Annotated in this window: 12 protein-coding genes; 7 read left to right on the forward strand and 5 right to left on the reverse strand. The window is 39.3% G+C overall.

The genetic code is table 11. The features are described from left to right. Nucleotide 1: 1 nt before the first annotated feature. Nucleotides 2–595, reverse strand: coding sequence for a hypothetical protein (locus NT175_05325; GenBank protein ID MCX6234135.1), 594 nt, complete (start codon nt 593–595; stop codon nt 2–4). Between the two features lie 240 nt (nt 596–835). Then, the gene (locus NT175_05330; protein ID MCX6234136.1) at nt 836–2,266 is read right to left on the reverse strand and encodes an HD domain-containing protein; all 1,431 of its coding nucleotides are present in this window, start codon (nt 2,264–2,266) and stop codon (nt 836–838) included. 112 nt (nt 2,267–2,378) lie between these two features. Between NT175_05330 and NT175_05335 the strand changes: the two genes are divergently transcribed. The 3 genes from NT175_05335 to NT175_05345 all read left to right on the forward strand — a co-directional run bounded on the left by NT175_05335 (nt 2,379) and on the right by NT175_05345 (nt 6,054). Then, on the forward strand, nt 2,379–3,572 hold the full coding sequence (locus NT175_05335) for an isocitrate/isopropylmalate family dehydrogenase (protein ID MCX6234137.1): 1,194 nt from the start codon (nt 2,379–2,381) through the stop codon (nt 3,570–3,572). Between the two features lie 117 nt (nt 3,573–3,689). Then, entirely contained in the window at nt 3,690–4,244 is a 555-nt protein-coding gene (locus NT175_05340; protein ID MCX6234138.1) for an HDIG domain-containing protein, read from the forward strand. A 4-nt stretch (nt 4,245–4,248) separates the two neighbouring features. After that, a complete protein-coding gene (locus NT175_05345; GenBank protein ID MCX6234139.1) occupies nt 4,249–6,054 on the forward strand; it encodes an aconitase/3-isopropylmalate dehydratase large subunit family protein in 1,806 nt (601 codons plus the stop codon). A 172-nt stretch (nt 6,055–6,226) separates the two neighbouring features. On the opposite strand, the gene NT175_05350 is transcribed toward NT175_05345, so the two are convergent. After that, nucleotides 6,227–6,814, reverse strand: coding sequence for a hypothetical protein (locus NT175_05350; GenBank protein ID MCX6234140.1), 588 nt, complete (start codon nt 6,812–6,814; stop codon nt 6,227–6,229). Between the two features lie 80 nt (nt 6,815–6,894). Between NT175_05350 and nrfH the strand changes: the two genes are divergently transcribed. From nrfH to NT175_05370, 4 genes are read left to right on the forward strand one after another with little or no spacing between them, the layout of a single operon-like run. Further along, complete coding sequence (gene nrfH / locus NT175_05355) at nt 6,895–7,473, forward strand: cytochrome c nitrite reductase small subunit (protein ID MCX6234141.1); 579 nt, start codon at nt 6,895–6,897, stop codon at nt 7,471–7,473. Between the two features lie 35 nt (nt 7,474–7,508). Further along, nucleotides 7,509–9,011, forward strand: coding sequence for an ammonia-forming cytochrome c nitrite reductase (gene nrfA / locus NT175_05360; protein ID MCX6234142.1), 1,503 nt, complete (start codon nt 7,509–7,511; stop codon nt 9,009–9,011). Between the two features lie 29 nt (nt 9,012–9,040). Continuing rightward, on the forward strand, nt 9,041–9,772 hold the full coding sequence (locus NT175_05365) for a biotin/lipoate A/B protein ligase family protein (protein ID MCX6234143.1): 732 nt from the start codon (nt 9,041–9,043) through the stop codon (nt 9,770–9,772). A gap of 58 nt (nt 9,773–9,830) precedes the next feature. Next, complete coding sequence (locus tag NT175_05370; protein ID MCX6234144.1) at nt 9,831–12,776, forward strand: FAD-binding protein; 2,946 nt, start codon at nt 9,831–9,833, stop codon at nt 12,774–12,776. On the opposite strand, the gene NT175_05375 is transcribed toward NT175_05370, so the two are convergent. Then, a complete protein-coding gene (locus NT175_05375) occupies nt 12,755–13,693 on the reverse strand; it encodes a ribonuclease Z (protein ID MCX6234145.1) in 939 nt (312 codons plus the stop codon). The two genes, NT175_05370 and NT175_05375, sit on opposite strands and share 22 nt — an antisense overlap. Before the next feature lie 3 nt (nt 13,694–13,696). After that, entirely contained in the window at nt 13,697–15,877 is a 2,181-nt protein-coding gene (gene rpsA, locus NT175_05380) for a 30S ribosomal protein S1 (protein ID MCX6234146.1), read from the reverse strand. Nucleotides 15,878–15,958 lie beyond the last annotated feature (81 nt).

Genomic DNA, 15,958 nt, shown 5'->3' on the forward strand with positions numbered 1-15,958 from the left:
GTTACACCTCCGGATCATAATAAGGTTGTTCGGTATCTTCACTCTCCATATCACCATTAAGCATATCTTCAAATTCCTTCAGGAGTTCACGTTCGTCAACATCCTCAGGAATGAAATCTTCCCGATTTATTTTAGGCGCAGTGAGAGATCCTTTACTTTTGACACAAACCGGATATTTAGTCTTGGCTTCAGCAGGGGAGATATGGATAAGTTCAATAAACAATGCACTCTGGTTGAGTATATCATACTCATACAGCAAACGCTGGTGAGGGTCATCAATATAATCCTTGAGGATTGCTTTATCCATCACTGATAATGGCACTCTGTATTCCTTTTCTTGTTCATCATCTACATTATCTCCAACATCAGTATCTCCTTCTTCCATATCTATCAGTGTGATCTCTTTTAATTTATTCCATTTGCGGTCACAGATAAAGAAAGAAGCAAGTTCAAGGCTGTTTATGCTGGCACTTTTCTTTATGGCAGTATGGAAATCCTTAAAAGTCTGGGTCGATTTAATCTCAATATCCCTGAGAAATTCATCGTTTTCATCACTTAGGAGCCTGAACCTGTAAGCATGCATAGGTCGTGTCAATTTATCCTCTTTTATATCAGCACAATAATAACAATCCTTTAATTAATAAGTGACCGGCAAATATATTAACTTTCATTAATCAAAGGAGGTGAATTTTTGTACTTCAAAAATAATTCTTTTCAAAAAGTCAAAATACCTGAAAGAAAAAAAAATTATCACAAATAGCTGATAGCGAAAGAGTGATGTCATTTTATATTGATTACAATCCAGATCTGTATATAAAGATAGTAAAAATTTTAATTATTTCATCTGTTTAAGGCCGATTTTTTGTCCTACCTCGAGCATCAGTCTGTAGGCATCTTCAAAAGTATTGCTTATAATGCCGTCCAGAATAGCTTCACGAATGGCGCTTTTAATGATACCTACTTCCTTTGAGGGATTCAAATTAAATGTTTCCATGATGATCTCTCCGCTGACCGGCGGCTGCCAATTTCTTATACGATCCTTTTCTTCCACTTCAACAAGTTTCTGCCTTACGAAGGCGAAATTATCAAGATATCGTGCTACTTTCTGCTGATTTTTAGAGGTTATGTCAGCTTCACAGAGCAACATCAGGTCATCGATCGCATCACCTGTATCAAACAACAGTCTTCTGACAGCCGAATCCGTCACACCCTCATCAGTAAGTACCTGAGGTCTCAGATGAAGGAGTACAAGTTTTTCGACATATTTCATCTTTTCATTCTGAGGTAATCTGAGCATTTTAAAGATTTGTTCCACCATCCTGGATCCGATGAAATCATGTCCATAAAATGTCCAACCGATCTCAGGATCGTACTTTTTAGTAAGTGGCTTTCCAATGTCATGCAACAGTGCGGCCCAGCGTAACCAGAGATTTTCAGTTTTAGGGGCCAATTTATCCAGCACTTCGAGCGAATGAAAAAAATTATCTTTATGTCCTTTCCCATCAATGAACTCAGTGCCTTTAAGAGCCACAAACTGAGGGAAGATAATGTCCAGAAGTCCGGTTTTAAATAATAAATTAAACCCTATAGAAGGTTGTACAGCAAGAATAATCTTGTTCAATTCATCTGTAATCCTTTCCATTGATACAATAGATATCCGTCTGTGGTTACGCTTAATGGCGTATAGTGTTTTATCCTCAATGTGGAAATTAAGTTGTGTGGAAAACCTTATGGCGCGCATCATTCGTAAAGGATCATCTGAAAAAGTGATGTCTGGGTCAAGAGGTGTGCGTATTATCCTGTTTTCTATGTCTTTCAGCCCATTAAAAGGATCGATAAGGGTGCCAATATTATTCCATTGCAGACTGATAGCCAAGGCATTAATCGAGAAATCACGGCGGTTCTGATCATCCTCAAGAGTGCCGGTTTCAACAACAGGTTTCCTGGATGACCAATTATAAGATTCTTTTCTGGCACCTACAAATTCTATGATCCACTCATCCTTCCTATCATGATATTTGATCATTGCAGTCCCGAAGTTACGATATACTGTCACACCTATGCTTTTTCCAAGTCGCGCTGCGACATGCTGAGCTAATTCAATACCACTGCCGACTGCCACAATATCAATGTCTTTTGAAGGACGATGCATAATCATATCACGGACATAACCACCGACAATGTATGCTGGAATATTCAATTCCTCAGCTGATTCAGCAATAATTTTAAAAATCCGGTTATTTAACAAATCATTCAAATATTCAATTTTATAGCAAAATTATTAAAAATCGACACTTTTTGCAGTTATAAAAAAATATGTAAATTTGAACTCAACTTCACAAAGGACTATCAAATCAACAAGTCAAATCTAATTTATTATGGCTAAAAGGACAATAGTTGCCCTCCCGGGTGATGGTATCGGAAAAACCGCACTGAATGAAGCTATCAGGGTGCTGGAAGCATCAGGATTTGATGCTGATTATGTTTACGGTGATATTGGATGGGAATTCTGGCGTAAAGAAGGAAATGCCCTACCAGACAGAACAATTGATTTACTTAGGAAACATAAAATCGGATTATTTGGAGCCATCACATCCAAACCGAAAGACGATGCCGCCGCAGAACTGGACACTTCCTTACAGGGAAAAGGCTTTATTTACTCCAGTCCAATTGTCGGATTGCGTCAACTTTTCGATCTGGACATCTGCATTCGTCCATGCAAATCATATATAGGTAATCCGTTAAATTTTGTCCGCCGGGGACAAGGAGGAGCCATTGAAGAGCCACAAGTCGATGTGGTGATCTTCAGGCAGAACACGGAATGCCTCTATAGTGGTGTCGAATGGACTAATCCCCCTGATCAGGTCTACGAAGCATTTAAGACACATAAAAGTTTTCTAAAAAATTTCGGACATGTTCCAAAAGAGGAAATAGCCATATCGGCACGCATTTTTACAAAAAAATACACCACCCGCATCGTGAAAGCGGCTTTTGAATATGCAAAAAAATATGGTTATAAATCAGTCACAGTTTGCGAAAAACCGAACGTCATACGCGAAACATCAGGTATGATGCTTAAGATTGCCAAAGAAATGCAGAAAAAGGACTACCCTGGTATTGCGCTTTGGAACACCAATATCGATGCACAGATGATGTGGCTGACCAAAAATCCTGAGGATTATGGTGTGATCGTCGCTGGAAACATGTTCGGAGATATTGTTTCCGACGGTTTTGCCGGACTTATAGGTGGCCTTGGATTTGCTGCCAGCGCCAACCTGGGTGAAAATATTGCAGTCTTCGAACCCACACATGGTTCAGCACCAAAATATGCAGACTACCAGGTTCCCATAGTCAATCCAATTGCCATGATTGAAGCAGCATGCATGATGCTTGACTTCATTAATGAAAAAGTTATCGCTGCGAATATCCGCAAAGCCATTGCATCTGTCGTTGTTGAAGGTAAAGTCAGAACTTATGATATGCTGAAATTGACAGGAAAACCTGATGTATTGCAGAAAGGCGCTGCATCAACACGGCAAATGACCGATGCAATTATTGCCAAACTTGTATGACCACTATCTATGTTATAATTACCTGTAACTTGTAACTTGGAACAAGACTAACGTCGATAGTTGCAGGTTACAGGTTTCAGGTTGGTAAAAGAATTAATGTAATAAAATACAAATATCATGATAAACATTAAAGAATTATGGCCTGAACTGGATTGGATAAAAGATCAAGATCTCCGTGAAAAGACATCTCATACGTGGGAGCTTGCTTTTGAGAAAAGTGTTCTCACTCCTGATGACCTAAACAGAATACCATTCACATTATTGGCCGGCCCTGGTCTGAAAGTTACATTTATGGAGCATAAACGAGCTGTTGTTCACTTGGCAAAGGCCAGTGGAGAACTCATCAACGATTTCTTCAAGAATGAACTTCCCGTAAACATGGATGTGCTTATTGCAGGTGCCATACTGGCTGATGTCGGTAAACTGCTGGAATACACCAAAGACGAGAATGGCAAATCAGCACAGGGAGTATACGGACAATATCTGAGGCATCCTTTCTCAGGTGTATCACTTGCCGAACAATGCGGTGTTCCTGCTGAGGTGTGCCATATTATTGCCACGCATGCAGGTGAAGGTGATATGGTGAAACGCACAACGGAAGCTTATATCGTCCACCATGCCGATTTCATGACTTTTGAACCATTTAAAGACAGATTGAAAGTAAAAAAATAAACTAATGAATTTAGTTGAAAAAATTATAGCCAGTCATTCAAAATATCCGGTGGTAAAACCCGGAGATATTGTTGACATTGACCTTGACGTTCGTGCTGCGCGTGATTTCGGAGGTGCCAACGTGGTAAAAAGCATGGTGGATAATCATCTTTCCATTGATGATCCGGGGAAAACTTTCTTCACATTTGACTGTAATCCCACTGGTTCTGATCAAAAATATGCCATTAACCAGCAGGTATGCCGCCTGTTTGCCAGGGAACACGGTATAAAGGTGTTTGATATCGACACCGGAATCGGAACTCACCTCCTTATTCGTGAAGGTCTTGCCTTTCCGGGTTGTACGGCAGTGACGACTGATTCCCATGCAAATATACTCGGAGCTATCGGAGCATTCGGTCAGGGTATGGGTGACCAGGATATTGCTGCAGCATGGAGTAAAGGTAAAGTGTGGTTTAAGGTACCACCATCTGTTAAAATCACCCTTCATGGTAAACGACCCGCCAATCTTACAGCAAAAGACATTGTTCTTAATCTTCTTGCCCTTTATGGCGCCAATCAATTGCTGGGCTACTCCGTTGAAATTTATGGTGAAGAGGTCGATAAGCTGACTCTTGATGAGAGAATTACCATCGCTTCAATGGGCACAGAGATGGGAGTCATAATTTTGCTATTTACTCCGAATCAATCCGTCATCGATTATTGTGAAGCCATTAGCGGTAAAAAAATCCAGCCTGTAAAAGCTGATCCAGATGCACAATATGAAATGGTTTTCGACCTGGATATCTCCTCCTTTGTTCAGAGGGTGTCACGTCCGGGAAAACCTCATGATGCTGTTCCTGCCGAGGAGGTGAAAAAGATTAAAATCGATTCGGCATTTATCGGTAGTTGTACAAATGGCCGCATTGAAGATATGCGTGTTACAGCCAGAATATTGAAAGGAAGTAAATTAGCACCGGGTGTAGTTCTGAAAATTGTACCCGCAACAAATGAGATATGGATGCAATGCCTTGAAGAGGGCATCATATCCATCTTTAAAGAAGCAGGTGCATTAGTATCTAATGCAGGTTGTGCAGGTTGTGCTGCCGGACAAGTAGGACAAAACGGACCGGGAGAAGTAACCATCAGCACCGGAAATCGTAATTTTCCCGGCAAACAAGGTAAAGGTGAAGTATATCTCGCTTCCCCTGATATTGTCGCAGCTTCAGCAATCGCTGGGTATATTACAACCCCTGACGATATTCCTTCACATCCGGCATTATTTGCAGTAAAGGAAAGAGCTGAGAAATCAAGCGATTCAGCTTTACGGGAGAAAACATCCGAGACTAAACCGTTAACGGTCGAAGGCCGTGTATGGCTTGTAAAAGAGGATAATATCGACACCGACATGATCTTTCATAATCGTTACCTGACCATTACGGATATTAAGGAAATGGGACAATATACATTTGACAATCTTAAAGGTTATAATGATTTCGCCAAAAGGGCCAAATCTGGTGATATCGTGATTACTCAAAAGAATTTTGGCAGTGGCAGTTCACGTCAACAAGCCGTCGATTGCTTTAAATCTCTCGGTATCAGCGTTATTCTTGCTGAGTCATTTGGTGCTATTTATGAGCGGAATGCCATAAATGCTGCATTTCCTATTATGACCTACAAATCACTTGAGGATCTTGATTTAGCAGAAGCTGATACCATCAGGATTAATTTTGAAACCGGTGAAATCAAGAATTTAAAAAATAATAAAACGATCTGGGCTGATAAGATGTCAGAAGTGCAGATGGAGATTTACCAGAACGGTGGGCTGTTTTAATCAATGAGACTCAATTTTTTCGAACGCAGTGAAGAAAAAATTGCAAGTCGAATTGATCCCGATGAACGAAGTGAAATCGGGATCCCTGTCAAATTCCCGGTCCCTTGGGGCGGAAATAGGGTCCAGGGCTTGCCCTGGAGTTCATACCTTTTATTAGATAGGTTGATGACGATTATGAACTGAATTCCGGAGTAATAGTAATATAACCCGGATATGTAAGAGGATGATTACCAATCATGATCGTCGGCTTTGCTTTAATTTTTATTCTTGTGGGTCCATTTCCATTTCCAGCCAAATCAAATCCAAAGTTTTTTATTACCTGTAATGATACACCGGTCAAAACTTGCATCAGATCCATATTGATTTTTAATGGCATGATGGCTATTCCGCCATTGGCAGGTATCTCAACTCTTTGGTAGGAAAATCCCCTGAGTAACTCCTGGTCATCGATTAAAAGAATCCACTCCATTTTATTCATAGCAGCAGGAGATGTGTTTGGATTTCTCACCTCAATATTTAATATAAACTCTAAGGGGAGCGTTTTATTAGCGATGGCATTAGTTATAGTCACCACATCAGAAAAACTCAGTTCAGCGAAGGATTGCATATGCTGGATATAAATGCCTGCCAAAAGGGTCTGTTCGATGCTCTTCAACCGGAAATCACAATTGGCAAGATTTGCCATTTGATTGACCTGTTTAATTATTTCACAGGCACTGAATAAGATAAAAATCAAAACGACAGAAATTATTTTTTTCATATTCTAAAATCCTTACGACATTTAATGCAAGTTTAATTTTTTATTTCGATATTTGAGCATAAAAGTACCGGAAATAAATTATGAGAAGGATTATTCAATTCCTCACACCTCCTTTGAGATGGAGAATTCCTGCTATAGTGCTTTCAGGATTTTTCACGGGCTTCTTTCTGTATATTATCTTTATATCAAAGGCTGTATCTTATATATCGGATGATCCAAAAGCCTGTGTCAACTGTCATATAATGTCTCCAGAGTATGCCACATGGAATCACAGTTCCCACCGGAAAGTTTGCACTTGTAATGATTGTCATGTACCTCAGGATAATTTTCTTGTCAAGTACTTATATAAAGCAAAGGATGGTATGAAGCATGCCACTTATTTTACTCTCAGGTTAGAACCACAGGTTATCCTGATCGAAGAGGGAGGACAGGATGTGGTGCAGAAAAATTGTTTACGATGCCATAAAAAGCTCTTCATAAATAATCCAGTTTTTACAATAACTCAAGCTCAACCAAGAATTTTCGTTAACAGGCGTTGCTGGGATTGTCATGCCGAAGTCCCCCATGGTAAAGTACACAGCCTATCAAGTGTTCCGTATGCAAGGGTACCCTTCCCCTCTTCACCTATACCTGAATGGCTTAATTGTTTATTAAAATAAGCTTAAATAAAATATTGAATTATAATTATTTAACTATGAAATCATTAAGTCAAAGTATCAAAGACAAACCATGGATGGGATGGTTTATATTCTTCATTTCTCTCATCATTGTTTTTCTTCTTGGACTCTTAGCTTCATCCATCATAGAACGACGCACCGAAGCTACTTATACAAATAAACCTGTAGTCAAATATTCGCAATGGGAACCGCGCAGTGCGCGGTGGGGTCAAAACTTCCCTCAGGAATATCAGTCCTTTTTAAAAACCAGCGACACATCATTCAGAAGTATGTTTGGAGGCAGCGCGACAATTGATATGCTCAGTATCGAGCCAAAACTGGTCATTTTATGGGCAGGCTATAGCTTTTCAAAAGATTATAAGCAGGGACGGGGGCATTTCTATTCGATAACGGATATTCATAATACTCTGCGCACGGGGGCACCAATGACTCCAGACGCTGGACCACAGCCAAATACATGCTGGACATGTAAAAGCCCTGATGTTCCAAGAGTCATGAATGAAATTGGAATTTCAGAATTTTATAAAGGGAAATGGGCTTCGCGTGGAGCAGAAATAGTAAATCCTATTGGCTGTGCCGATTGTCATGATGCTACAACACAAAACCTTAAGATCACCCGGCCATCTCTTATTGAAGCTTTTGAACGTACCGGACGTGACATTACCACGGTCGAATACCAGGAGTTACGTTCCCTGGTGTGTGCACAATGCCATGTAGAGTATTATTTCCAAAAGGAAACTAATTATCTGACTTTTCCTTGGGATAAAGGTGTGACTGTTGAGTCAGTAGAAGAATATTATGACACAAATAATTTTGTTGACTGGATACATCAGCTAAGCCGTACACCGATGATTAAGGCGCAACATCCTGATTATGAATTATTCACGACTGGAATTCATTATGAACGAGGTGTTTCATGCCCCGATTGTCATATGCCTTATTATAATGAGGGAGGACAAAAATTTACGGATCACCACATACAGAGTCCGTTAAACAATATCACCAATTCATGTCAGGTATGCCATCGTGAAAGTGAAGAAACACTGAGAGAAAATGTGTATGAGCGACAGGAGAAAGTGTTTCAGATTAAAACTGTTGCCGAAGAGTTGCTCTGCAGGGCTCATATCGAAGCCAAAGCTGCCTGGGATGCTGGTGCCACCGAAAATGAAATGCGACCTGCTCTTAAATTTATCCGACAGGCACAGTGGCGCTGGGACTTTGTTGCAGCAAGTCATGGTGCTTCATTCCATTCTCCAGTTGAATCCCTCAGAATCCTGGCAGCTTCTATTGGCAAAGCTCAGGATGCCAGGTTATTGCTTACCAGAATATTAAATGCTCGCGGTATTTATTCACCTATTGAATTACCAGAATTATCAACAAAAGAACAAGCACAGATATATATTGGCCTTAACCTGGAAAAAGCCAGAGAGGAAAAGAAACAATTCCTTGATATAATTACCCCCTACTGGTTAAAGCAAGCAGTAGAACGTGAGGCGAAATACACTTTAAAACAATTATAGAGTTTTGCTGATTGGAGAAAAGACTACTAATGTTAATTATTGACAGACAAGAGACTAATCCCTATTTTAATATTGCCGCTGAAGAGTATTTTTTCAAATCTTTCACAGAGGATATTTTCATGCTGTGGCAAAATGAATCTTCAGTAATCATTGGCAAGCATCAAAATCCTGAGGTAGAAGTCAATCAGGACTATATTTTAAAGTATAATATCCCTGTTATTCGCAGAATTTCCGGTGGAGGTGCTGTTTATAATGACCTTGGAAATATCAATTATACGTATATTATCACAGGTGAAATAGGCAAATTAGTTGACTATTTCCGATTTACATCTCCTATTATAGAGTTTCTTCAGACATTTGGTATTCATGCGAAACTTGAAAACAAAAGTAATTTAACAATTAATGGGGAAAAATTTTCAGGTAATGCTGAACATATTCATAAAACAAGGGTATTGCATCATGGAACAATTTTGTTTTCCACCTCTCTTAATGACTTGAAAGCAGCTTTAAATGTGCAAAATATGACCCTCTCCGGCTATTCAGTTCGATCAAAAAAAAGCAACGTCACCAATATTATAAAATTTTTAAATTATAAATATGATTTACAACAATTTAAAGCGTCTCTTTTAAAATTTATATTTAATAAAAATCTAAATAATAATGTATATATCTTGAGTGAAAAAGACAAAAAAATAATCAATGAATTGGTTGTCACAAAATACAGTACAAAAAAGTGGAATTATGACTATAGCAATAGATGATTAAAATTATGCATTTTTAAAACGATAGTAAAATATATAAGGAGAAGAATCGATTGATATGACCAGCCGCAAGATACTATATAACAACATAATAGATTTAAAATATTCTATCGATGGAGATATCCTGATTGATGAAACTTCCCGGTTGATATATGCTACCGATGCTTCAGTATTCAGGGAAATACCTTTGGCGATTGTCAGACCAAAGAACAAAGAAGATATTAAAAAGCTGATTGCATTTGCCCATCAGGAACAGTTATCTTTAATACCGCGTGGTGCCGGAACATCTCTTGCCGGACAAGTTGTTGGAAATGGTATCGTAGTGGATATATCAAGATACATGACTCAGATTCTTGAAGTCAATAAAACTGAATTCTGGGTGCGTGTTGAGCCTGGGGTCGTATTGGATGAATTAAATAAATATTTGCAGCCTTATGGACTATTCTTCGGACCGGAAACATCTACTTCGAACCGTTGCACAATTGGAGGTATGGTCGGAAATAATGCATGTGGAGCACATTCTTTAATTTATGGCAGTACACGTGATCATACGCTTTCAATGAAAGTTATTTTAAGCGATGGTTCTGAAGCTGAGTTTGGTCGTATGACAAATGATGAATTCCAAAAAAAATGCTCTAGCGATAATCTGGAGAACGTCATATACAAAAACATTCGTGAAATTCTTACTGAGCCTTCAAATCAGCAGGAAATCAGGTCGCAATACCCCGACCGGACTTTACGTAGACGAAATACTGGATATGCTATTGACGAATTGCTCGAAACTTTACCATTCACTCAAAGCACAGAGCCTTTCAATTTTTGTAAAATCCTGGCTGGATCAGAGGGTACATTAGCTTTTGCATATGATATTAAACTTAACCTCGTTCCACTTCCTTTCAAGGAAAAAGTGTTACAGTGTGTTCATTTCCACAGACTCAGGGATGCCTTTTATGGAAACCTCATTGCCTTAAAGTATTATCCCGGTGCAATTGAACTGATTGATCGGATAATCATTGAGCAGACGAAGCATAACATTGAACAACTGAAAAATCGTTTTTTTATTATTGGAGATCCGGCTGCCATTTTAATTATAGAATTTACAGGCAGCTCGCGCGAAGAGTTACTTGAAAAAACCTCCATACTTGAGGCTGAAATGCGACAACAGGACCTTGGTTATCATTTCTCTTACGTTTTCGGCAATGATATTAATAAAGTATGGAATCTGCGAAAAGCCGGCCTTGGACTATTGTCAAATATACCAGGTGATGCAAAACCTGTAGCGGTGATTGAAGATACCGCAGTAAATCCTAAAGTATTACCGGATTACATCGAAGAATTACAGAAATTGCTGAATAAATATAAGCTCAGTTGCACATATCATGCTCATATTGCCACAGGTGAACTCCATGTGCGACCTGTATTGAATATGAAAGATGAAAAACAGATACGCTTATTTCATGACATAGCTCTTGAAACAGCCAAACTTGTCAAGAAGTACAAAGGTTCATTCAGTGGGGAACATGGGGATGGACGTCTGAGAGGAGAATTTATACCTCTTATGATTGGGGAGAAAAATTACCATTTGCTTAAACGAATTAAGGCTGCATGGGATCCGGATAACATCTTTAATCCCGGTAAAATCACCGACACACCCCCCATCACAACCAACCTGAGGTATAAGCCAGGACAATTTACAAGGGATATACCTGTTTTTTTCGATTATACTACCACAATGGGTTTTCAAAGAGCAGTAGAACAATGCAATGGGTCGGGTGACTGCCGGAAGTCTGCTCTCATTGGCGGTACGATGTGTCCAAGTTATATGGCTACCATGGATGAAAATTTAACCACTCGTGCCAGAGCAAATATCCTTAGAGAGTTCATCTCAAACTCTACGAAAAAGAATCCTTTTAATCATAGGGAAATTTATGATATCCTCGATTTATGCCTCTCATGTAAAGGGTGTAAAGCCGAGTGTCCCTCCAGCGTTGACATCACAAAATATAAGGCAGAGTTTTTACAACATTATTATGATAAACATATTATTCCCTTCAGAACCAGAGCTATTGCGAATGTTGCCATACTGAACAAAGTATGTGCCCGGTTTCCTGCTTTCGTCAACTTCCTTATGAGTAAAAAAATCAGTTCCAAGTTAATAAAATGGATTCTGGGCTTTGCTGCACCACGTACTATGCCTTTGCTATTTGATACAACAATGACGCATTGGGCCGGAAAGAACCATCATCTGTTCTTTCCGTCAGGTAAGTACATTGGTAAGGTCTACTTTTTTGCCGATGAATTCACTGAGTATTATGATACTTCAATAGGCATTAAAGCTGTGCAACTACTCACCCACCTCGGCTATGAAGTGCAAATACCACATCATAAAGAAAGCGGAAGGTCTTTTCTGTCGAAAGGGCTGGTGAGGAAAGCCAAAAAACTGGCTAATCGAAATGTAGAACTTCTTCATCCTCTGATTTCCAAAGAAACACCATTAGTCGGGATCGAACCATCCACAATTTTAACTTTCAGGGATGAATATCCGGAACTCGTTAGGGCTGATCTAAGGATTGAAGCGAAGAATCTTTCAGCGCATGTATTTATGTTGGACGAATTTATAGCAAACGAAATAAAGGAAAATAGGATTATAAAGGAACAATTTACGAGAGAATCAAGACATATCATGCTTCATGGGCATTGTCACCAGAAAGCCCTATCTTCAACAACCTCATCAAAAGAAATACTTTCTTTACCTGAAAACTATACTGTTGAGGAAATACCCTCAGGATGTTGTGGCATGGCGGGTTCTTTTGGATTCGAAAAGGAGCATTATGAAATGTCAATGAAAGTGGGGGAACTGATATTGTTTCCTGCAGTAAGAAAGGCCACTTCAGATGTGCTAATAGCCGCAACAGGCACTAGTTGCCGGCATCATATAAAAGATGGCACCGGGAGGATTGCATATCATCCTGTCGAAATTCTTTATGATGCTTTATTGCGATAATCGGCAGCGATTTTGAACACCTCCCCATCCAGCGCCAGAAAGGATTCCGGAAATACGGTTCTGGCTTCCTGAAGAAGCGGCTGCAAATCATCATAACGGTTTGAAAAATGTCCAAGTAGCAATCTTTTTACTTTTGCTTTCACGGCCACTGTCGCAGCTTCCACGCTTGTCGAGTGATATTTTTCGGAAGCTGTGGCCGCCTTATCCTGCATAAAAGTAGACTCGTGATAAAGCAGATCGGCACCCGAAATTTGTTCAATAATAGATTCAAAATAAGATGTATCACTTATATAAGCATAACATCTTGGCTTGGGTGGTGAAAAAGTAATGGCACTATTTTTATAAAGTGTTCCCTCTTTTGATAAATAATCTTCACCGGATTTGATTTTTCTGATATCATCAAATGAAACTTTCTCTTCATCCAGAAATCCTTTTTTAATATTCCTTGGGCGGATTTTTTCCTGGAAAATAAATCCGCAAGTAGGTATGCGATGATTGAGAGGAACAGTCATAATGCTTAACTCATTATCCTCAAAAATCACCGTTTTATTATCCGGTTTTAACGGATGAAAATGAAGTGAGTATATTAATTGAGTCGCTGACGCCTCAAGCTGAACAGCAATGATTTGTTCAAGTTCAGGTGGTCCGTAAATATGAAGGTCTGATTTACGTTCAAGGAGATTATATGTAGATATCAGACCAATAAGACCAAAAAAATGATCACCATGGATGTGGCTGATAAACACATGGTTTATTCGTTGTGCAGGGACACCATATTTTCGCATTTGCATCTGGGTACCCTCGGCACAATCGATCAAATAATACTTTTCATTAAAATTGACGACCTGTGCACTCGGATTACGCCCGGGAAAAGGAATCGCTGAATTACAGCCAAGAATGGTCACTGAAAATGTCATTCATTACTCTTCTTTCTCTCTTTTGGGAGATTTCCTGGTTTCCTTATCTTTACGTTCAGTTTTTTCCATGTCCGACTTCAGGTTAGCCAAGGCTTCAAAATCACCAAGTGTTGTCTTCTCAAGGTTATCCTTAATCTTTTTTACAGCACGTCGTGTCGATTTTGCCTCACTCTTAACTAATTCCATTTGCTTTGATTTCTCGACGACAGCTAATTCCTGGAAAATTTTGGAATGAGAGAGAATGATCTTTTTATTTTCTTTGGAGAATTCTATTACTTTGAAATCCAGGGTATCATCGACCTTGATTGTAGTTCCATCTTCTTTGGAAGCATGGCGCATCGGACAGAAACCCTCAACACCATATGGAAGTGTGACTATATGTCCTTTCTCAGAGGAACTGGCCACAGTTCCTTTGTGAACAGAGCCCAAAGTAAACACAGTTTCAAAGACATCCCAGGGATTTTCTTCAAGTTGCTTATGTCCTAAACTCAGGCGTCTATTTTCGACATCCACATCCAGAACCACAACATCTATCTCCTCCCCAATCTTGGTAAATTCAGCAGGATGCTTGATTTTTTTCGACCACGATAAATCAGAAATATGGATTAATCCATCAACACCTTCTTCAAGTTCGACAAAAATACCAAAGTTCGTAAAGTTTCTGACAATCGCCTTATTCCGGGAATTGACCGGATATTTCTCCATAATATTTGACCAGGGATCCGGGATAAGTTGTTTGATGCCGAGTGACATTTTTCGTTCATCCCTGTCAAGAGTCAGGATTACAGCTTCAATTTCATCGCCGACCTTAAGAAAATCCTGAGCTGTTCTCAGGTGCTGTGACCATGACATCTCAGAAACATGAATAAGTCCTTCGACCCCATTGGCAATTTCCACAAATGCACCATAATCCGCTATCACTACGACCCTGCCTTTTACCTTATCTCCAATTTTCATATTCTTGTCCAGAGCATCCCATGGATGTGGTGTCAGTTGTTTCAGACCAAGAGCGATGCGCTTTTTATTATCATCAAAGTCAAGAATAACAACCTTTATTTTCTGATCCAATTCAACGATCTCATTTGGATGATTTATTCTGCCCCATGAGAGATCAGTAATATGGATAAGTCCATCAACTCCGCCAAGGTCCACGAATACTCCATAAGAAGTAATATTTTTAACTGTACCTTCAAGTATCTGTCCCTTTTCGAGCTTGGAGATGATCTCTATCTTTTGAAGTTCTATCTCATCTTCAATAAGTGCCTTGTGGGATACGACGACATTTTTATATTCATGGTTAATCTTAACCACTTTAAATTCCATGGTTTTGTCCACAAAGGCATCATAATCCCTGATGGGTTTCACATCAATCTGTGAACCGGGCAGGAATGCTTCTATACCAAAGACATCCACAATAAGTCCACCTTTCGTACGGCATTTGACATAACCTGTGATGATTTCATCATTTTCGAATGCCTGGTTTATGCGCTCCCACGAACGGAGTATTCTTGCTTTCTTATGTGAAAGAAGTAACTGCCCCGTGAGATCTTCCTGGCTTTCAACATAAACTTCTATCTTATCGCCAATTTTCAGGTCGGGATTGTATCTCAGTTCTGATAAAGGAATGACACCATCTGATTTAAAACCAATATTGACAACGACTTCCCTGTTATTTTTGGCCACGACAGTTCCCTCAATAACTTCATGTTCAGCAATCTGGCTGAGGGTTTTATCATAAATTTTTTCAAGTTTTTCGCGTTCTTCAGGTGTGTACAACTCTTGTTTCTTACCTAATGATTCCCAGTCAAAACTCTTTGAGTCGATAAGGAATTTTGTTAAGTCCACTTTTGCGGTATGAACTGAAGTTTTTGTTGCACTTTCATCTTCTGAATTCTTATCCTCAGGCATTGCCGTCTGAATGGTCTCTTCTGGGATTTCAACTGTAATTGTTTCTTCAGCTTTCAAAGCCTCTTCTGGGACTTCACTGGAATCTTCCTCCGAAGAGATTTCATTTACATGGATTTCCTCATTTTCATCGTTTAAGTCAACTACATACTTTTCATTTTCCGGTTCCTTCACTTCTGTCATATCATCCTGAATTTCTTCCTGGATAATTTCACTCATTTCACCGGACTCATTGGGGTTTTGAATTTCATCATTTACATTCTGATATTTCTTCACCATTTATTTTTTTTGTGTCCCGACATACCACAGGACGGATTAGACTTAGGTTAATTATCATTATCAAAAATGGAAATTTAGAAA

The organism is Bacteroidota bacterium (assembly GCA_026391695.1).
Taxonomy (GTDB): domain Bacteria; phylum Bacteroidota; class Bacteroidia; order Bacteroidales; family JAGONC01; genus JAPLDP01.

Bases quoted from the DNA above. Each gene is read 5' to 3' on its own strand.
- NT175_05335 (MCX6234137.1), top strand. From the start codon at position 2,379: ATGGCTAAAAGGACAATAGTTGCCCTCCCGGGTGATGGTATCGGAAAA.
- NT175_05340 (MCX6234138.1), top strand. From the start codon at position 3,690: ATGATAAACATTAAAGAATTATGGCCTGAACTGGATTGGATAAAAGAT.
- NT175_05345 (MCX6234139.1), top strand. From the start codon at position 4,249: ATGAATTTAGTTGAAAAAATTATAGCCAGTCATTCAAAATATCCGGTG.
- NT175_05350 (MCX6234140.1), bottom strand. From the start codon at position 6,814: ATGAAAAAAATAATTTCTGTCGTTTTGATTTTTATCTTATTCAGTGCC.
- nrfH (MCX6234141.1), top strand. From the start codon at position 6,895: ATGAGAAGGATTATTCAATTCCTCACACCTCCTTTGAGATGGAGAATT.
- nrfA (MCX6234142.1), top strand. From the start codon at position 7,509: ATGAAATCATTAAGTCAAAGTATCAAAGACAAACCATGGATGGGATGG.
- NT175_05365 (MCX6234143.1), top strand. From the start codon at position 9,041: ATGTTAATTATTGACAGACAAGAGACTAATCCCTATTTTAATATTGCC.
- NT175_05370 (MCX6234144.1), top strand. From the start codon at position 9,831: ATGACCAGCCGCAAGATACTATATAACAACATAATAGATTTAAAATAT.
- NT175_05375 (MCX6234145.1), bottom strand. From the start codon at position 13,693: ATGACATTTTCAGTGACCATTCTTGGCTGTAATTCAGCGATTCCTTTT.
- rpsA (MCX6234146.1), bottom strand. From the start codon at position 15,877: ATGGTGAAGAAATATCAGAATGTAAATGATGAAATTCAAAACCCCAAT.